Source organism: Marisediminitalea alba, assembly GCF_002993365.1.
In the GTDB taxonomy this organism is placed as follows: domain Bacteria; phylum Pseudomonadota; class Gammaproteobacteria; order Enterobacterales; family Alteromonadaceae; genus Alteromonas; species Alteromonas alba.
Window position 1 is genome coordinate 12,122 of record NZ_PVNP01000108.1, and the last position, 18,224, is coordinate 30,345.

Consider the following 18,224-nt stretch of genomic DNA (forward strand, 5'->3'; position numbering starts at 1 on the left):
GCTAACAGACTTAGTACTTATCGTTCAGACGACTAACCGTCAGGTAGCCCTGCTTGATGGTTTCGACCATATCGTCGGTTTTGTCTCGTTCAACAAATTTATGCTCAATACCCGATAACTCACCATGGGCGAAAATATCGTCAAAGTTAATGGTGCCTTTACCTACGTCGGCAAATTCGCCCTGAGCATCCATGTCTTTTACATGCCACAGCTTAAAGCGCCCCGGATTACGCTTGAAATAATCTACCGGATTCAGGCCCGCTTTGACTGTCCAGTATAAGTCCAGTTCCATGGCAAGCAGGTCGGCATCACACTCATCCAGCAGCACGTCGTATGGCACCTGGCCGTTCATGTTCTCAAACTCAAAATCATGGTTGTGGTAGGCGAGCTGAATACCATTGGCCTTAAAGGTTTCGCCCAGTTTGTTTAAACGCTCGGCAAGGCGCTGATAACCGGCAATATCAGTACTGCGATCTTCAGGGAAGATATACGGCACTACCACGTATTTGTGGCCCATGGTTTTAGCGATTTCGATTTGTTTTTCGACGTCAGCGTCGGTAGACATAAATTTAAGTAAAACGTGAGACGACGGCGCGGTTAAACCCAGTTCGTCCATTAACGCTTTAACGTCTTTGGGGTCGTTGTCGTAGAAACCGGCAAACTCCAGCTCTTTGTAGCCTACGCTGGCAACCAGTTTTAAGGTGTCAGTTACGCTTTTTTCCATCATGCTGCGCAGCGTGTATAGTTGCAGACCAACGCGATTGTCTTTGGCGGCAGTGGTCACCGTGGATGCTCCACCACAGGCTGCGGCACCAAAGAGTGCACCAACGCCGGTGGCCGACATTTGCATAAAACGACGACGACTCAGCTTGCTGGCAGAGGCGGTGGTAATAATTGAGCTGTTTTTACGGTGTTGCGACATAGGTTTTCTCCCTTTTATTGGCAAATTCACAGCCTTACCGGGTTAGGTTTACCGGTTGCGCCGGGGCTGGCCCTGTGCTGTTTCGGATAATTAACTGGTACGGCAGAATGACTTTTACTGCACGTTTGGCTTTGCCCTTTAAAACATCAATGAGCAGGTTAATGGCGGTCTCACCAAATTCCTCTGCCGGCTGGGCGATAGTGGTTAATGGTGGATCGCTGAATTTTGCAAAGGCGATATTGTCGAAGCCGGACACTGAAATGTCTTCAGGAATGCGTAGGCCGGCGGCTTTCAGGCGGCTGATAGCGCCCAGCGCCATTTCATCGTTTTCGCAAAAAATGGCGCTTACCGGCTGTGACTGGCTAAGAATGCGGTCGGCGGCATCGTAACCGGATTGCAGCGTAAAGTCGCCGTCAAACATCAGCTCTTCGCAGTATTTGAGTCCGGCTTCCTGTAAGGCATCTTTAAATCCCAGCATCCGCTCACGGGTTAACGGACTGGAGGCCGGGCCTTTGATCATAGCGATATGCTGGTGGCCGAGTTCAACCAGGTGTTCGGTCATTGCGGCAGCGGCCAGACGGTTGTCCAGTGAGACAGTGGGGCACTGTGGTGTATCGAGAATTTCACAGGCGTTAACCATGGGTAATAAACCCTGCTCATCTGCATCATTATCGTTAAACGGGTTAAAGGCTCGCAGTTGTACCACGCCATCAGCCTGTGATGTATGGATCATCCGGGCGTAATTTTGTTCGGTAGCATTATCACCCATGGTATTTACCAGCAGTAATGAATACCCCTCAGCAGCAGCAGCCTCCTGCATGCCACGGATCACCCTGGCGAAAAACACGTTAGCCACGGTTGGCACCAGAACGACAATATTGTGGGTTTTGCCAGAGCGAAACTTTACCGCCATCAGATTGGGCTTATAGTTAAGCTGTTCAATAGCGCGGGTCACCTTGGCCCGGGTTTTTGGCGATACCAATTCTGGTTGCTGTAACGTTCGCGACACAGTGGCCACCGAAACGCCTGCCAGGTCAGCAACTTCTCTTATATTCGACAACTAATCGCCCTCACAAGCTGGGATAAATCATGTAACCGATAACATTTATTGTTTTTTATGTTAACAAAGTTTCTGTTTTCAGCTAGCTAAAAATGCGTGTTTTCCGCACATTAACTAAAAAATACGGCTTTTGATTAACATATTTGTTATCAATTTGGACTAGATCTGGTGAATAAACTTGTTATACTCCGATGTAATCCGTTACATTTTTACATCATTAACAAAAAGTACACAAGTGCGTTTTGGACGAAAACTGCAAATCGAGGTTTGAACGTGGCAAAAACTGAGAAAATTCGCTTAGGCATGATCGGCGGCGGTCAGGGTGCTTTCATAGGAGCGGTGCACCGCCATGCAGCCGGACTGGATGGACATTACGAACTGGTGTGTGGGGCGTTTAGTCGCAACCAGCAAAATAACCTCGAAACTGCCGAGTCACTGAGTATTTCAGCGGACCGCGCTTACGACAGCTGGCAGGCCCTAATCGAACAAGAGTCGAAGCTGCCTGAAGAGCAGCGTGTACAGGTGCTGGCGGTCGTAACGCCAAATCATCTCCACGTAGAAGTTACCAAGGCTGCGCTGGAAGCGGGTATTCATGTTTTCTGCGAAAAACCACTGGCTATTTCGCTGGACGAAGCCAAAACGCTGAAATCCGTGTTACAGGAAAAGCCGGTATTACTGGGCCTGGCACATACCTACATCGGTTATCCCATGGTGTGGCAGGCACGGCATATGGTCGCTAACGGCGAGCTGGGTAAAATTCGCAAAGTGCTAGTGGAATACCCTCAGGGTTGGTTAAGCGAAGGCATCGAACTACAGGACAACAAACAGGCCGGCTGGCGAACCGATCCGAGCCAATCAGGCGGTAGCGGCTGTATGGGCGATATTGGTACCCATGCGCTGAACATGGCTGAATTTGTCAGCGGTGCCCGGGTGACCAAACTTTGCGCCGATATGCATATTCACGTGGAAGGTCGGCGTCTGGATGATGATGGCGCTGCATTGTTACGTTTTGACAATGGCGCGTCTGGCACGCTTATGGCGAGTCAGGTGTGTGCCGGTGAAGAAAACGGCCTGAAAATTCGCGTGTATGGTGAGAAAGGCGGCCTTGAGTGGATGCAAATGAACCCTAACTCACTGATCGTGCGCTCATTAACCGGCCCCATGGTGACCTTGCGAGCAGGTGGCGGTATGCCTGGCTTGTGCGAAGATGCCCAGGCACGCTGCCGTATTCCAGGCGGTCACCCTGAAGGTTACCTGGAAGCCATGGGTAACTTGTATACCTTCTTTGCCAAAGCGGTTCGCGGTGGTCAAACCGGTAAAGCCGATGGTGTGCCGGGTCTGGAAGACGGTTTACGCGGTAACGCCTTTATCGAAACCATGCTGGCGAGCACGGCAAGTGACGCTAAATGGACTTCCTTTTTCGACGCTGAATAACACGCATCAAATTAAAGTATTAAGCAGGAGAGTAAACCATGTCTGCGATTAAAGGCCCGGCTATCTTTTTAGCCCAGTTTGTCAGTGACAAAGCGCCATTTAATAAGCTGGATACCATTGTTAAGTGGGCAGCTGATAACGGTTACAAAGGCATTCAAATGCCTACCGGTAACGACGATATTTTCAATTTAGAACTGGCGGCAAATAGCCAGGACTACTGTGATGAGGTGATGGGCATTTGTCGCGAGGCCGGTATCGAAATCACCGAACTATCAACCCATCTGCAAGGTCAGCTGGTGGCGGTGCATCCGGCTTATGACGAGCTGTTTGATAACTTTGCACCCAAGCACCTGCACGGTAAACCGCAGGAACGCACGGAATGGGCGATTGAGCAATTAAAGTTTGCCGCTAAGGCAAGCGAACGGTTGGGACTGAAAGCTCATGCAACCTTTTCCGGTGCGTTACTGTGGCACCTTGTTTACCCATGGCCGCAGCGTCCTGCTGGTTTGGTAGAACAAGGCTTTGCCGAGCTGGCCAAACGCTGGAAGCCCATTCTGGATGCCTTTGACGAGGCAGGCGTGGATGTGTGTTATGAAATTCACCCAGGTGAAGATCTGCACGATGGCGCTACCTTTGAACGCTTTCTGAAAGCCGTGGATAACCATCCGCGCGCGAATATCCTGTTCGACCCCAGCCACTTTGTGTTGCAACAGCTGGATTATCTGGATTTCATCGACCGCTATCACGACCGCATCAAAATGTTCCATGTTAAGGACGCTGAGTTTAATGCTACCGGTCGTTCAGGTGTGTACGGCGGTTATGAAGACTGGAAGGAGCGTCCGGGGCGCTTCCGCTCACTGGGCGATGGGCAGGTGGATTTCAAAGGTATTTTCAGCAAGCTGACTCAGTACGGATTTGATGGCTGGGCGGTACTGGAATGGGAATGCTGCCTGAAAGATTCGGCGCAAGGAGCCGCCGAGGGCGCGCCGTTTATTGCCAGCCATATCATTGAACCCACCAAGTATGCGTTTGATGATTTTGCCGGCGCCGAGGCGAGCGAAGAGCGCAATCGCCGGATCCTGGGCTTAAAAGATTAATAACTACAAGTAGATAGTACAGACAGTTGGCGAGGAGCCTATGAACACAATAACAATACGTCTGAGTATTATGATGTTTCTCCAGTTTTTCATCTGGGGCGGTTGGTTTGTAACGCTGGGAACCTTTCTTGGCGGTACGCTTGGCGCGTCGGGCAGTGAAATCGGTATGGCGTTCTCAACCCAGTCATGGGGTGCGATCATTGCGCCGTTTATTATTGGCCTGATTGCCGACCGGTTCTTTAATGCCGAGCGTATTCTTGGCATCCTGCACCTGGTCGGTGCGGCATTGATGTACATGATGTATATGTCGACTGATTTTGCCGGCTTCTATCCGTATGTACTGGGTTATATGATCGCCTATATGCCTACGCTGGCCCTGGTAAATTCAGTCTCGTTCGGCCAAATGGCTGACCCATCCAAAGAGTTTGGTAAGATTCGTGTGTGGGGCACCATCGGCTGGATTGTTGCTGGCCTGGTAATTAGCTACGTGTTCTCGTGGGATTCTCAGCAAGGCATTGCCGATGGCATGTTGCGCAACACCTTCATGTTGTGTGCGATTGCCTCGCTGGCGCTGGGCATTTACAGCTTTACGCTGCCAGCAACACCTCCGGCGGCAAAAGGTTCAGAAGCGGCCAGCCTTGGCCAGTTGCTTGGCCTTGACGCCCTTGCCATGCTTAAAGACCGTAACTTCTTCGTGTTTTTCGCATCTAGCGTACTGATCTGTATTCCGTTGGCCTTTTACTATCAGAATGCTAATCCGTTTCTTACCGAAATCGGCGTTGAAAATGCTACCGGTAAAATGACGCTGGGCCAGGTATCTGAAGTGTTATTTATGCTGGCACTGCCAGTATTCCTTAATCGCTTTGGCATTAAAATGACCCTGTTGTTGGGGATGGCTGCGTGGGTATTACGTTATGCGTTGTTTGCCTTTGGTGATGCTGAGTCTGGCTTATTCCAGCTGATTATTGGTATCGCCCTGCACGGTATCTGTTACGACTTCTTCTTTGTGTCAGGCCAGATTTATACCAATGCAAAAGCGGGTGACAAAGTGAAAAGTGCTGCACAGGGCCTGATTACCCTGGCGACCTACGGTGTCGGTATGCTGGTCGGTTTCTGGGTGGCCGGTCAGATTACCGACAACTATGCCGGTGATGCAGGCCACGCCTGGCAGCAAATCTGGCTGTTCCCGGCGGCATTTGCCGCAGTGGTACTGGTACTGTTCTTACTTATTTTCAAGAAAGAAGAGGTGAAGGCTGATGCCTGATAAAAGGATGGAGTCTGAGATGAACCTCTCGGACAACGGTCGCCGTGAACTGCTGAAAAAGCTGGTACTCGGTATGACCGGAGCCAGTCTGAGTGCTTCAGCGCTGGCGACCCTGCCCGATGACATCTCTGACCTAAAATTGAAAGGGAACATCAATCATTCGGTGGCTCGCTGGACTTACGGCGAGCTGAGTGTGGAAGAATTATGCATTGCCGCGAAAGCTATTGGCTTTAGCGCGATTGACCTGATTGGTCCGGCTGACTGGCCAACGCTGAAGAAATACGGTATCGACAGCTCTATGTGCAATGGTGCTGAGCTTAACCTTGAGGACGGTTGGGCCGATCTAGCGTTTCATGATGAGCTGACAGAGCGCTATTTAAAGCATATCGATTTAGTCGCCGATGCGGGTTACCGCAATCTGATTTGTTTTAGTGGTAACAAACGCGGCGTTAGTCCGGAGCAGGGGCTACAACATGCTGCCACCGGCTTAAAGCGAATCATTAAACAGGCTGAGAAGCGTGGCGTAATTCTGCAAATGGAGCTGTTTAACAGCAAAGTAGATCACCCGGATTACTTTGCGGATAACTCGGCGTGGGGGATAGCTCTATGCAAACAGCTTGGTTCAGCTAATTTTAAGCTGCTCTATGATATCTATCATATGCAAATAAGCGAAGGTGACATCATTCGTACCATCCGGGATAACCATGAGTACTTTGGTCACTACCACACCGCCGGCGTACCCGGCAGAAACGAAATAAATGACACCCAGGAGCTGTTTTATCCGGCGATTATCAAAGCAATTAACAAGACCGGCTTTAACGGATATGTAGCTCAGGAGTTTTTACCAACCCCAAAAACCATTCTGGATCAGATTGAATCGCTGCGCGAGGCCATTCTGATTTGTGATGTGTGATTGGGCAACACACAAAATCGGTTAGTAAAACTAGACGATTTAAGGGGAGAAGTAATGGCAGATAATGTCTATGATGCAATCGTAGTTGGTTCAGGGATCAGCGGCGGTTGGGCAGCGAAAGAGCTGGCCGAGAAGGGACTTAAGGTCCTGATGCTGGAGCGTGGCCGTAATATTGAGCATATCAAGGATTACGTCAACGCTCACAATGAAGCGTGGAACTACCCGCACCGGGATCTGGCTACTCAGGAAATGAAAGAGCTGGAGCCGGTAATCAAGCGCGACTACCCGCTCAATGAATCCACCTATGGCATGTGGGAAAGTCACCAGACATCACCTTATGTCGAGAAGAAACGTTTCGACTGGTATCGTGGCTATCACGTAGGCGGCCGCTCGCTGTTATGGGGTCGTCAAAGCTACCGTTTGAATGAAGCGGACTTCATGGCCAATGCTAAAGAAGGTGTTGGTGTAGACTGGCCAATTCGCTATAACGATTTAGCGCCCTGGTATGACTATGTAGAACGTTTTGCCGGCATCAGTGGTAACCGCGATGGCCTGGACGTCCTGCCTGATGGTCAGTACCAGCCGCCAATGCCACTCAACGTGGTGGAAAAAGATCTCGCCAAGCGTTTGCAGAAAGCATTTAAAGGCACCCGCCATATCATCAATGGCCGTAGTGCTAACATGACTGAGCCGAAGCCAGAGCAAAACCGGGTGAACTGTCAGTACCGTAACAAGTGCTGGCTCGGTTGTCCGTTTGGTGGTTACTTCTCTACCCAGTCGTCCACACTGCCGGTAGCGATGGCAACCGGTAATCTTACGGTACGTCCTTTCTCTATCGTCACCCGTGTGCTGTACGACAAAGACAAAAAACGTGCAACCGGTGTTGAAATTCTCGATTCGGAAAATAATCAGACTTACGAATTTAAGAGCAAAATCGTGTTCCTTAATGCCTCAGCTCTTAACTCGGTATGGATGCTGATGAACTCAGCCACCGATGTGTGGGATGGCGGTCTGGGTAGCAGCAGCGGCGAGCTGGGTCATAACATTATGGACCACCATTTCCGCGTGGGTGCATCGGCCGACATCGAAGGTTTTGAAGATAAATACTATTACGGACGCCGTCCGTCTGGTTTTTACATCCCCCGTTTCCGTAACTGGGGCGATGATAAGCGTGACTATCTGCGTGGCTTTGGCTATCAGGGCTCGGCTAGTCGTCAGGGCTGGAACCGCAACGTTGCCGAAATGGGCATTGGTGCGGATCTGAAAAACATCCTGAGTGAGCCGGGCAGTTGGTCGATTGGTATGACAGCCTTTGGTGAAATGCTGCCAAACCATGACAACAAGGTGTATCTCAATAAAGCCCAAAAAGACAAGTGGGGCTTACCTGTGCTGGAGATGGACGTCGAAATCAAAGAAAACGAATATGCCATGCGTAAAGATATGATGAATGACGCGGTGGAAATGTTCGAAAAAATGGGTCTTAAGAATGTTCAGGGTTACGACGCGGATTACGCGCCGGGCATGGGTATTCACGAAATGGGCGGCGCGCGCATGGGCCGCGATCCTAAGTCTTCAGTGCTAAATGCACACAACCAGGTATGGGATGCGCCCAACGTATTCGTTACCGATGGCGCAGCGATGACTTCGGCTTCTTGTGTTAACCCATCGTTGACTTACATGGCATTAACCGCACGGGCTGCTAACTTTGCTGTTGAAGAACTGAAAAAGGGGAACATCTGAGATGGATAGACGCGACCTTCTTAAAATGATTGCGGCCTCGACCGGTGCTGCCTTTGTGGGCAGCAATGCCATGGCCTGGGGCTTAAAAGTGCCGGCCACCGATCCGGCCAAAGTGGGCCTGAGCAAAGATGATATCAGCCTGATGAGCGAAGTGGCTGAAACCATTATGCCGCGAACCGACACGCCGGGAGCTAAAGATGCTCAGTGTGCACAAATGATGGCGGTGCTGGTGGCTGACTGTTACACGCCCGTTCAGCAACAGGCGTTTAAAGACGGCCTGCGTAAGCTCAACCTGGCTAGCGACGAACGCTTCGATACGCCGTTCCTTGCCTTAAGCAATGCACAGCGTTTTGAGTTGCTGACGGACCTCGATGCCGAAGCTAAGAAATACAATGCCGAGCGTAACCTGTGGGGCGCAGTTAATCAGCGACCGAACAGCCGCGACATCGATGATACCAGTCCGTTACCGCATTACTTCACGATGTTGAAGCAGCTAACCCTGTTTACCTTCTTTACGTCAGAAGTAGGTGCTACCAAGGTGCTTCGTTACGTGGGTATTCCAGGCAAGTTTGATGGCGATCTGCCTTATGAGAAAGGCGACAGAGCCTGGGCTACCTGATTTCCGTTGGTTGACGAATGGCCAAATAAGAGGACACAATTTATGCGTAACAATCGTTTAGCAACAGTCGCCGGCCTGGCGCTGTTAACCCCTGCGCTGGCAGCCTGTGCTGCCCCACAGGAAAATCTGGAGCCCTGGCAACAGGCACAAAAAACGGAAGTCTGGGAGCCCGTTCCCGAAGCGGTAGAAACGCCGGTAGGCAAAGCGCCGTCTGATGCGGTTGTGCTGTTTGACGGTACCGATCTTTCCGCCTGGGAATCGGTCAAAGGCGGTGAAGCGGCCTGGACATTAGGTGGTGACACAGTCACTGTGAAGCCTGGCACGGGTAACATCCGTACCAAGCAATCTTTCTGTGATGTGCAGCTGCACGTTGAATGGCGTGCACCACAGCCAGAGGAAGATATGGACGGGCAGAAACGCAACAACAGTGGCGTATTCTTCCAGGAACGTTATGAGATTCAGGTACTCGATTCTTATCAGAACAAAACCTATCCTAACGGACAGGCTGCATCGGTTTACAAGCAAACCATTCCATTGGTGAATGCCACCCGTCCGCCCAGTGAGTGGCAGGAATACGACATTATTTTTACCGCGCCAAAGTTCGACGGTGAAGCGTTGGAATCGCCTGGCTATGTTACGGTTATTCATAATGGTGTAGTGGTACAGAACCATGTGGAAATCCAGGGCACCACCGAATGGATTGGCGCGCCTAAGTACAAAGCCCATGGCTGTGCCCCTATCCAGTTACAGGATCACGACAATCTGGTGAGCTTCAGGAATATCTGGCTCCGCGAACTCTAAGCTGTCAAAATAGCGTTAATATATACCCGGCCTCGCCGGGTATTTTTTTGCGTTTAGTTACTGGGTACAACAAATGATGGGTGAATTTGCCGCGCTGTCGGCGGCACTTTGCTGGGCAGTATCAGCTCGTCTGTTTCAGACACTAGGCAAGTTTTTTAGCCCTTTGTCGCTTAACTTTTGGAAAGGTGTTGTTTCCGTTGGTTTACTCCTTAGCGTATCGCAGCTTTTAACGCCACCTGGCCAACTGCCAACCGCGGTGTGGGGCTGGTTGCTGCTTAGCGGAGTAATCGGTATTGGTCTCGGTGATACTTTTTTCTTTCAGGCGCTGAATAAAATCGGTGATGCGCAGTCTATCCTGATTGCAGAAACTCTGGCACCGGTATTAACCGCACTACTGGCCATGGCATGGATTGGTGAGTGGTTAAGCTGGCAGCAGTGGCTGGCGGTGGCGCTGGTGATCATCTCAGTGGACGTAATTGTAAAAATTCACAGGCGTGCGGCGTTAACTTTATTTTCGCCAACGGGGTATGTTTATGCAGCGCTGGCGGCACTTTGCCAGGCCGCCGGCGCGGTTATCAGCCGCGATGTGCTGACTTCCTTTGAGATTGATGCCTTCAATGCCAGTCTTATCCGGCTGCTCGGTGGCCTGCTGATTGTCTGTTTGCTGATGGTGTTTACCAGACAGCGCTGGCTGCCAACCACAACAGATAAAGGTAAAACCTGGCGGCTGTTTATCCTGGCGGTGTTTATCGGCACCTTTATGGCGCTGACCTTACAAATGCTGGCTTTTAGTTATACCAAAGCCGCCGTTGCACAAACACTGCTGGCAGCCAGCGTGCTACTTTCCCTGGGTATTGGCTGGTTGCTGGGTGACAGAGTAAATCGTAACGTCGCGGTCTGGTCTGCTCTGGCGGTTGCCGGGATTGCCATGTTGGTGTGGCTGGAGTAAGTTACTCTTATTACTGTTAGGCCAGAGTGCATCATGTTTGACGTTATCAATGTTATCCCGTTTATCTTCGCCTGCCTGTTACTCAACATTCTGCCCGGGCCGGATTCGTTATACATCATTGCCCGCAGCGCTACCCAGGGTGCTCGCGCCGGAGTGGTAGCATTACTGGGGATCATGGCGGGTGTGAGTGTGCATATTGTGGCTGCTGCGCTGGGGTTAAGCGCCTTACTTGCTACCTCAGCCTGGGCTTTTACAGTGGTAAAGGTGGCGGGTTGTGCTTATCTGCTGTACCTCGGCTTTTCCATGCTAATCGCAAAACAACAAACCCCGCCCGATGATGGCCAGAGCATTGAACTAGCCCGTACCACAAGCCTGCAACGGATATTTGCCGGCGGCTTTTTCACCAATGTGTTAAACCCCAAGGTAGCGCTTTTTTTCCTGGCCTTTGTGCCGCAGTTTATTCCCGCTGAAGTGGCCGACAAAACGCAGATGTTCCTGGCGCTGGGAGGAATCTTTACCCTCACCGGCACGTCCTGGTGCCTGCTCCTCGTAATCGGCACCGTGTGGTTGCGAAAGCGGCTGTCGGGTATAGGCCGCTTAAGCTTTTGGCTAAACAAAGCGGCTGGTGGCCTGTTTGTGTATTTTGCCGTGAAACTGGGGCTGGCCAGTGCCTGATAGCGCTGGTTAATCGTCTGGTTTTGGTTGATCAAAAACGCCGCTGGCGCTATGCTCTGGCTAAATAATGTACAATCAATATCACTAAATTATAACGTTTGATGGTTACTGCAGTTCGCTAGCGATTGGGTGTAACGTTATATAAGCCGGACGCTTATGACGCCATTCAAACGCAACCTCTCCAAGCTTCTGTTTATCGCGCTGGTGCTGGCCCTGGGCACAATCATTTCCGGCGTTATTTATTATTTCAAAATGGATAGTAACGAGGACACCCTCAACACCTTGCTATTTCGTGAACTCAAGCAAATAGAAGGCACGCTCCACCGCAGTTTCGACAAGGTGAAAGTCACGTCTCAGTATATTCTTGCCGATGACAATGACCAGCAGCAGTGTGATGTTAACCAGGATGTGTTGAAAACAGCCATCGAAAAACTCTCGGTTTCAGACGACCTGGCCGCCATTCGGGTGGAAGAAAAAGTCAGGGTTTCCTCACCGCCGTCATCCTCCTATGTATTATCGTTTGAGCCGTTCGACCAGGCAAATTTTGTTAGTTACAAAGCCTGTAAAGCGCCGAATGCTATGAGCGCTTATTTTAAACTTCATTTGTCGGGTAAAGTCAGTGACTCTTTAGGCCAGCGGGTGGCACGTTTTCAGACCGTCGCGCTGGTTGATGAAAGTGGCAAGGTGCTCTCAGTGGTTAATCATGCATCGCAGTTAAGTGACGAAACCGAACTGCTGATCAAACGCATCACCCATTTACACCCACCCGCAGAGTCAGCTGCAGATGAGGCTGCCTCGCCCAATATGGTGATTGAGGGAACAAACTTTATAGATACCCAGGTGAGCGATATTGACTTCAGAGTGTACGTGCACCCGATATTGGAAACCGCCTTAACGGTGGCCGGGCAGGAGCTGTATTTGGTTGGGGTGATAGAAAAAAGCGCCATCAACCAACAGAAACTGAAGCTGTCTCCCACGCTGCTCATGTGGCTGATTTTAGGCCTGCTGTTTTTAATCGCTATTACTCCGCTTATTAAACTGCGCTATATCAGTACCACCCATGCCATCGCCAGGGGCGACAAAAGCCAGATAATGCTTGGTATGACGATAGCCATGGGTCTTGTCACCATAGGGTTAATTCAGGAGTTGTTCTTTAATTATTTTGAAGAGGTAAAAGCTCAGCAGTTGCATTTGATGCATCGCGAAATCAGTCATGACTTTGTGGAGGAAGTGAGCACTGTGCTCAACATTGTGGAACAGGCGACGGATGAAAAGTGTAAACGCCATCGTCCCGCCAGTGGCGAGTCTGGCGTGTATGATAATCAAATTTGTCAGGGAACCCTGACTGCTGAGAGTCATCCCTCACCAGGCGCGCTCGCGCACAAGCGAATTGTTGAAACGGTGGCGGTAATCGATGCAACTGGCACGGTGAGTACCGATTATCCAGTGCTGTATAGCTCGGAGCATCTGGTTTTCGAGCAAACCATCAACCTGGCTAAGCGAAACTATGTGAAAGCCGGTTTGGCTGGTCAGTTCTGGCAGTTGTCCCACTCAGAGGATGGCAGGATGTCGCAGTTTTTTATCCAGAGGGTGTTTAATATTGAAGATGGCCGTAAAAATGCCATGTTGTCGATCCCGTTTGCAGCAGGTAGGTTTGATGATGAACCGGCGCCTTATAGTGTAGAAGCGTACAGCCAGTTCCGGCTGGCCCAGACTTTCTCTAGTTACCAGAAAAAAGGTTTCCAGAAGCCACTCCAGCAAAGTGCTAATGCTGAGCCAAAGTTAATTATAGCCGGCACCCGGTTGGGTAGTCTGGTTGATCGGGTTATGCCTAATAACTTTGGCTTTGCAGTGATAGATGAAGACGGCAACGTGTTGTTTCACAGTGATGACTCACTCAGCCTGATTGAAAACTTCTTCACCGAAACCAACCGTAACCCGGAGCTGTTAGTCGCCTCTGAGCACAATCAGTTGCTTTCACCTACGTTAATAGAGCTGGACTATAAAGGCAGCCCGCATACGGTGCTTATTGGCCCGATGAAAGCTAATGGCTCCGGCGCAGCAGCGGTGAACAGCGTGCCCTGGCGACTGGCTGTGTTTTTTAACCCGGAAGCATTGCAAACCAATAACATGATCCTGGTTTTTCTGGCGGTCCTGCTATTTATGCTGGTAGTGATCCCGGCATTTATTGTACTGCGTTATGGCATATTGCAACGTTTCTGGCAGGAAGTGGGCTACTTCGATACTGCACATGTCACGCGTTATAAAACCTATGCGCTTATTTTGTTTGCTACCGGGCTTGGCATTCAGTATCAGACCGGAGTGATTCTGCCGTTTACCAGTCGTATGGTGATGTGGGCCGGCTGTTGCGCACTCATTGGTGTGTTTCTGGCGAACAGGTTTCGGGTAAATGCGGCTCACTATAGTTTGTGGAAACGCCCGATGACAGGCTTTGTGCTGATTACCGCGTTGTTATTTATGATTGATGTCATTAATCAGTCGGGAGTACAGCGCGAACTGCTTGCGGTGAACCAACTATTTGCGGTGGCCGGGTTAGTCATCATTGCCGCGGCGGTAGAAGCGTTTCGAATATGGGGCAGACAACCGATAGCGGAGCAACGTCCGCGCAATAACAGGTCAGCAGAGCAGCGCCGTTATACGTCAGGCTATGTGTGGTATCTGAGTGGATTATTTTATCTGGCCGCAGTGGTGCCATCTTCGTTAGTTGCTTTTACAGCCCATGACTATTTACTTCAACGCCAGGCGAGCTTTGAAGCCAGTCATATCAGGCAGAGCATGCTGACCCACCAATTTGGCTATGAAGATTATCTAAGCTTTCTTAACGCCCGGCCCTGTGCACCGTCAGACACTTCGTTTCCCTGTGGTATGGCTGCCGGATACCGGTTACCGGAGTTAACCAGTAGTTTTTATCCTGACGTCATACAAACCTCTTCAATCGCAGATTGTGATTTGCTGTGTAATAAATGGGTGATGATAAACCGATCTCCTGACCACGCTCCGGCAAGACCTGATAGCTTCTTTAATCAAATGTTTAGCATTACGCCGAGCCAGACCGAATTTGTTAGCCATTTAACCTTTGCGGCGAAACAAGACCTTACCGGCGCCAGCGAAGCGATGCATGGTAACGATTTAGGTTACCGCGCCGATTTGCTTATGCTGGCTGCTGTCAGGGAGGGGAGTGGGCCGCTAATAGCGCTCATTATGTTCTTAGGATTGCCTTTTGGTATTTATTGGGCGGTGAGGCAAGTACTTGTCCAGCGATTGATGGGGGAGCATTTACAGGATCAATACCGGGTGCAGCCGGACTGTGCTGAGCTAACTGGCGCTACGGGGTGTTTCCCGGATATTGCAGGCGGGGTAGCACGGCCAACTGGTCAGTCGTATCTAATCCTGAATGCGACGCGGCTTCAGGCAGAGAAAGCCCTGAACCAACAAACTGACAACTTATTTCAAAACCGGGTATTCCGCCTGCCAGAATGCCTGAGGGGCAGTGATGGGGGGGATTACTTACTGGCCGAAATTGAGCAGGCCGTAAACAGTGTATCGCCTAGGCAACTGGTGGTGGCCATATCAGCGGTAGAGCAGGTCAGTGGCGACGATGCCTTACGCCAGCAGGCGCTGGGCTTTCTATACGCGCTGCATAATCAAGCAGGCGTGACGCTGGTGATGGTAGCGGAAACCGCTCCGCTTTATCGCTTACTCAATCCAGGCGCCTATGACAATGAAGCGTCTGAAAAGACCCTTTCCAGCGATGAAAAAAGTGGCTGGAGTAAGCTATTTTCAGAAATGACCAAGCGTTATGCCTGGTCTCCCGTCCAAAAGCAGCGCCTGAGTAACCCCTTTGATGTGAATTTACTTATCACATCTGAATGTCAGGCCTGGCCGGAAATTCATCATTTAGCCACTGCGCTCGACCAGCAAACCTGGTGCTTTAAAGAGATGGCTGGCGATAACATCAACGAAGCTCAGAGAGGCGATTACTGGGTGCCAGAACAGGTCATCGAGTTTATGCTGGAACACGCTGGCGCTCTTTACCGGCGCAAGTGGGAAGAGTGTACGCGCCAGGAGAAGCTAATCTTATGGACGCTGGCGAATGGAGCCAGCATTAACCCCGCTAATGCTGTTATTATTGAACGGCTGGTGCGGCGGGGATATCTGTTCCGTGATAAAGGCTGGCACATTGTTAACGAAAGCTTCAGGCAATTTATACTCACGGCCGAGAACGAAGCGGTGATTGGCCATTGGCTCGACAATGCAAATAGTGGCGCCTGGAGCGTATTACGCATCCCTGTTTTTGTATTGTTGCTGGTACTGCTGGTGATTTTTGTTTATTCCAGCGGCAGCTCCCTGAATACGCTATTGAGCCTGGCAACTGCCGCTCTGGGTCTTATACCTTTATTGCTGAAAAATCTCTCTCTGCTCAAAGGTGGTGTCACTACCGACATTGAGTAAGGCTAAACGGCAGTAATCAGGCGCTCTATTGCTTCGCTTAAGAGCTCATCGCCATCGGTAAGCTCGATGATCTGCCGGCGGAGGGTGGGTTTAGCAATGAGTGCCGCCAGGGTATTGGCTACGTTACCCCGTTTTACCGAACCGTAGGGGAGGGCATAGTCGAGACTCACCTTATCATCACCGTCTTCATCAAGCAGCGTGCCCGGGCGCAGGATAACCCAATCCAGCGATGATTTTACCAGGCGGGCGTCGGCTGCTTTCTTCACCTGCATGTAATGCTCAAACCCTTCGCCAAGCCCCTTAGTGCGCCCGGCCTCTGGAAAGACAGAGACTAAATAAAAACGTTGAATACCTATTTCCTCGGCCAGTTCTGTTAGTAAAGCTGGTGTTGCGCCGTCGATTTTGCTGGTGCGATCCTTACCGCTGCCCGCGGCGCCAGCAGAGAAGATAATAATCTCCTGGTCTTGTAACAGCGCTTTATAGTCGTTACGGGTAAGGCTCATCATATCGCCTTCAACCGGTTTCGCACCTTGTTGTCTGAGTGAATCGGCCTGTTCAGGTTTGCGATGTAACGCTGTTACCTCATGTCCCTGGGCAATCAGTTGCGGAAGAAGACGATGACCAACACCGCCGGTAGCACCAATAAAAAATACCCGACTCATAACACCTCCTTGGTTGAAAAAATCATAGTTCACAATGGGAGTGGGGATAACACTAAGTGGTTTCTACCCGGTAATGGCAAATTAGGATTAACAGGCAATGGTTATGGAGGATTACTCAAACCAACGATATTCGTTGAATAAAGCTTGTGCAGTCATAAGAAGCTCTATATAATGCGCGCCCTTACAGCCACCCAAATTAAGTTCCTTGTCTCCATGCAGATGGCTGTACTGCGCGAGGCTACAACCGTAAGGAGCGTTTTAATGCGTCATTACGAAATCGTTTTTATGGTTCACCCTGACCAGAGTGAACAAGTACCTGGTATGATCGAGCGTTATACCACTATCCTGAAGCAAGATGGCGGACAAATCCATCGCTTGGAAGACTGGGGCCGTCGTCAACTGGCTTACCCAATCGAAAAACTGCACAAAGCACACTATGTTCTGATCAACGCTGAAGCAACTGCTGCCGCGGTTGAAGAACTGGAAACTGCTTTCCGTTTCAACGACGTTATCCTGCGTAACATGGTTATGCGTACCAAAGGTGCGGTAACTGAAGCTTCTCCTATGATGAAGGAAGAGCGTCGCGAACGTCGTGAAGATTCTGCTCCTCGTGGCGAGCGCGCAGAAAAACCTGCAGCAAGCGAAGAATAAGGAGAATTAATCATGGCTCGTTTTTTCAGACGTCGTAAATTCTGCCGTTTCTCTGCAGAAGGTGTTGTTGAGATTGATTACAAAGATATCGCTACGTTGAAAAACTACGTAACAGAAAGCGGTAAAATTGTACCAAGCCGTATTACCGGCACCAGCGCTAAATACCAGCGCCAACTGTCTAGTGCTATCAAGCGTGCACGTTTCCTTGCACTGCTTCCGTACACTGACTCTCATAAGTAATCTGGCGAAGAATAAGGGGTAGCATCGATGGAAATCATTCTACTGGATAAAATCGCCAACTTAGGCGGTCTGGGTGACACTGTCACAGTTAAATCTGGTTTTGCACGTAACTTCCTTTTCCCACAAGGTAAAGCAGTGCCTGCAACCAAAGCAAACGTTGAAAAATTTGAAGCGCGTCGCGCAGAGCTGGAAGCGAAAATCGCTGAACAGCTGGCTTCTGCTCAGGCGCGTGCCGACAAAGTTGCTGAGCTTGGCGAAGTAACTATTGCTGCACCAGCGGGTGAAGAAGGCAAACTGTTCGGTTCTGTTGGTACTCAGGACATCGCTGATGCGATTACTGCAGCTGGCGTAGAAGTAGCGAAAGCAGAAGTTAAACTGCCTACCGGTACTCTGCGTGAAACTGGCGAGTACGACATCGACCTGCAATTACACTCTGACGTAATGGCAACTGCTAAAGTAGTTATCATCGCTCAGGCGTAAGCGCTAAGTGATTTACAAAAAACCGCGCTCCGGCGCGGTTTTTTTATGTCGTGCGCCGGGCATGGCGCGTGGTGTTTCGACACCGTTTAACTCACTGTGGTGGTGAGTTGATGACTTGGAGGTGAAAGTCCTCTGCACACCCGGCAAGGGGAAGTGTTAGCCGAACGGCAAGGGTGTTCACCGCGAGGTGAAATCTGAAGGAAGCCGAAGGCAAAATGCTGGCCTGACGAACAGGAAGCGGTTT

The 18,224-nt window shown here is 50.4% G+C and carries 16 protein-coding genes; 13 read left to right on the forward strand and 3 right to left on the reverse strand.

Features of this window, described 5'->3' with window-relative positions:
• Window positions 1-10: 10 nt before the first annotated feature.
• Together C6Y40_RS10865 and C6Y40_RS10870 are read right to left on the reverse strand one after the other, a co-directional pair.
• Complete coding sequence (locus C6Y40_RS10865) at window positions 11-922, reverse strand: sugar phosphate isomerase/epimerase family protein (RefSeq protein WP_105934604.1); 912 nt, start codon at window positions 920-922, stop codon at window positions 11-13.
• Window positions 923-956: 34 nt separating this feature from the next.
• A complete protein-coding gene (locus C6Y40_RS10870; protein ID WP_105934605.1) occupies window positions 957-1,982 on the reverse strand; it encodes a LacI family DNA-binding transcriptional regulator in 1,026 nt (341 codons plus the stop codon).
• Window positions 1,983-2,285: 303 nt separating this feature from the next.
• Between C6Y40_RS10870 and C6Y40_RS10875 the strand changes: the two genes are divergently transcribed.
• The 10 genes from C6Y40_RS10875 (at window position 2,286) to C6Y40_RS10920 (ending at window position 15,947) form a co-directional block, all read left to right on the forward strand.
• The gene (locus C6Y40_RS10875) at window positions 2,286-3,416 is read left to right on the forward strand and encodes a Gfo/Idh/MocA family protein (RefSeq protein ID WP_105934618.1); all 1,131 of its coding nucleotides are present in this window, start codon (window positions 2,286-2,288) and stop codon (window positions 3,414-3,416) included.
• A gap of 38 nt (window positions 3,417-3,454) precedes the next feature.
• On the forward strand, window positions 3,455-4,513 hold the full coding sequence (locus tag C6Y40_RS10880) for a sugar phosphate isomerase/epimerase family protein (protein ID WP_105934606.1): 1,059 nt from the start codon (window positions 3,455-3,457) through the stop codon (window positions 4,511-4,513).
• A 40-nt stretch (window positions 4,514-4,553) separates the two neighbouring features.
• The gene (locus tag C6Y40_RS10885) at window positions 4,554-5,777 is read left to right on the forward strand and encodes a nucleoside permease (RefSeq protein WP_105934607.1); all 1,224 of its coding nucleotides are present in this window, start codon (window positions 4,554-4,556) and stop codon (window positions 5,775-5,777) included.
• The gene (locus C6Y40_RS10890; RefSeq protein ID WP_240621918.1) at window positions 5,770-6,690 is read left to right on the forward strand and encodes a hydroxypyruvate isomerase family protein; all 921 of its coding nucleotides are present in this window, start codon (window positions 5,770-5,772) and stop codon (window positions 6,688-6,690) included. Before C6Y40_RS10885 ends, C6Y40_RS10890 begins: the two co-directional genes overlap by 8 nt.
• A gap of 54 nt (window positions 6,691-6,744) precedes the next feature.
• The gene (locus C6Y40_RS10895; protein WP_105934609.1) at window positions 6,745-8,430 is read left to right on the forward strand and encodes a GMC oxidoreductase; all 1,686 of its coding nucleotides are present in this window, start codon (window positions 6,745-6,747) and stop codon (window positions 8,428-8,430) included.
• A 1-nt stretch (window position 8,431) separates the two neighbouring features.
• Window positions 8,432-9,049, forward strand: a complete 618-nt coding sequence (locus tag C6Y40_RS10900) for a gluconate 2-dehydrogenase subunit 3 family protein (RefSeq protein WP_105934610.1) — start codon at window positions 8,432-8,434, stop codon at window positions 9,047-9,049.
• Window positions 9,050-9,091: 42 nt separating this feature from the next.
• The gene (locus C6Y40_RS10905) at window positions 9,092-9,850 is read left to right on the forward strand and encodes a 3-keto-disaccharide hydrolase (protein ID WP_105934611.1); all 759 of its coding nucleotides are present in this window, start codon (window positions 9,092-9,094) and stop codon (window positions 9,848-9,850) included.
• Between the two features lie 73 nt (window positions 9,851-9,923).
• Complete coding sequence (locus C6Y40_RS10910; protein ID WP_338065258.1) at window positions 9,924-10,799, forward strand: solute carrier family 35 transporter; 876 nt, start codon at window positions 9,924-9,926, stop codon at window positions 10,797-10,799.
• A gap of 33 nt (window positions 10,800-10,832) precedes the next feature.
• Window positions 10,833-11,474, forward strand: coding sequence for a LysE family translocator (locus C6Y40_RS10915; protein ID WP_105934612.1), 642 nt, complete (start codon window positions 10,833-10,835; stop codon window positions 11,472-11,474).
• A gap of 156 nt (window positions 11,475-11,630) precedes the next feature.
• Entirely contained in the window at window positions 11,631-15,947 is a 4,317-nt protein-coding gene (locus tag C6Y40_RS10920) for a hypothetical protein (RefSeq protein WP_105934613.1), read from the forward strand.
• Between the two features lie 2 nt (window positions 15,948-15,949).
• Here C6Y40_RS10920 and C6Y40_RS10925 read toward each other — a convergent pair whose 3' ends face one another.
• Complete coding sequence (locus tag C6Y40_RS10925) at window positions 15,950-16,609, reverse strand: NAD(P)H-binding protein (RefSeq protein WP_105934614.1); 660 nt, start codon at window positions 16,607-16,609, stop codon at window positions 15,950-15,952.
• A 261-nt stretch (window positions 16,610-16,870) separates the two neighbouring features.
• Between C6Y40_RS10925 and rpsF the strand changes: the two genes are divergently transcribed.
• From rpsF to rplI, 3 genes are read left to right on the forward strand one after another with little or no spacing between them, the layout of a single operon-like run.
• Window positions 16,871-17,260, forward strand: coding sequence for a 30S ribosomal protein S6 (gene rpsF / locus C6Y40_RS10930; RefSeq protein WP_105934615.1), 390 nt, complete (start codon window positions 16,871-16,873; stop codon window positions 17,258-17,260).
• Between the two features lie 12 nt (window positions 17,261-17,272).
• The gene (rpsR, locus tag C6Y40_RS10935) at window positions 17,273-17,500 is read left to right on the forward strand and encodes a 30S ribosomal protein S18 (RefSeq protein ID WP_070178620.1); all 228 of its coding nucleotides are present in this window, start codon (window positions 17,273-17,275) and stop codon (window positions 17,498-17,500) included.
• A gap of 27 nt (window positions 17,501-17,527) precedes the next feature.
• Window positions 17,528-17,980 carry a 50S ribosomal protein L9 gene (gene rplI, locus C6Y40_RS10940; RefSeq protein ID WP_105934616.1) on the forward strand — a complete coding sequence of 151 codons (453 nt, stop codon included), beginning with the start codon at window positions 17,528-17,530 and terminating at the stop codon, window positions 17,978-17,980.
• Window positions 17,981-18,224 lie beyond the last annotated feature (244 nt).

Excerpts from the sequence above, each read along its gene's own strand:
- C6Y40_RS10875 (WP_105934618.1), top strand. The coding sequence starts at position 2,286 with ATGATCGGCGGCGGTCAGGGTGCTTTCATAGGAGCGGTGCACCGCCAT.
- C6Y40_RS10915 (WP_105934612.1), top strand. The coding sequence starts at position 10,833 with ATGTTTGACGTTATCAATGTTATCCCGTTTATCTTCGCCTGCCTGTTA.
- C6Y40_RS10925 (WP_105934614.1), bottom strand. The coding sequence starts at position 16,609 with ATGAGTCGGGTATTTTTTATTGGTGCTACCGGCGGTGTTGGTCATCGT.
- C6Y40_RS10880 (WP_105934606.1), top strand. The coding sequence starts at position 3,455 with ATGTCTGCGATTAAAGGCCCGGCTATCTTTTTAGCCCAGTTTGTCAGT.
- C6Y40_RS10865 (WP_105934604.1), bottom strand. The coding sequence starts at position 922 with ATGTCGCAACACCGTAAAAACAGCTCAATTATTACCACCGCCTCTGCC.
- rpsR (WP_070178620.1), top strand. The coding sequence starts at position 17,273 with ATGGCTCGTTTTTTCAGACGTCGTAAATTCTGCCGTTTCTCTGCAGAA.
- rplI (WP_105934616.1), top strand. The coding sequence starts at position 17,528 with ATGGAAATCATTCTACTGGATAAAATCGCCAACTTAGGCGGTCTGGGT.
- C6Y40_RS10900 (WP_105934610.1), top strand. The coding sequence starts at position 8,432 with ATGGATAGACGCGACCTTCTTAAAATGATTGCGGCCTCGACCGGTGCT.
- C6Y40_RS10910 (WP_338065258.1), top strand. The coding sequence starts at position 9,924 with ATGATGGGTGAATTTGCCGCGCTGTCGGCGGCACTTTGCTGGGCAGTA.
- C6Y40_RS10885 (WP_105934607.1), top strand. The coding sequence starts at position 4,554 with ATGAACACAATAACAATACGTCTGAGTATTATGATGTTTCTCCAGTTT.
- rpsF (WP_105934615.1), top strand. The coding sequence starts at position 16,871 with ATGCGTCATTACGAAATCGTTTTTATGGTTCACCCTGACCAGAGTGAA.
- C6Y40_RS10890 (WP_240621918.1), top strand. The coding sequence starts at position 5,770 with ATGCCTGATAAAAGGATGGAGTCTGAGATGAACCTCTCGGACAACGGT.
- C6Y40_RS10895 (WP_105934609.1), top strand. The coding sequence starts at position 6,745 with ATGGCAGATAATGTCTATGATGCAATCGTAGTTGGTTCAGGGATCAGC.
- C6Y40_RS10905 (WP_105934611.1), top strand. The coding sequence starts at position 9,092 with ATGCGTAACAATCGTTTAGCAACAGTCGCCGGCCTGGCGCTGTTAACC.
- C6Y40_RS10920 (WP_105934613.1), top strand. The coding sequence starts at position 11,631 with ATGACGCCATTCAAACGCAACCTCTCCAAGCTTCTGTTTATCGCGCTG.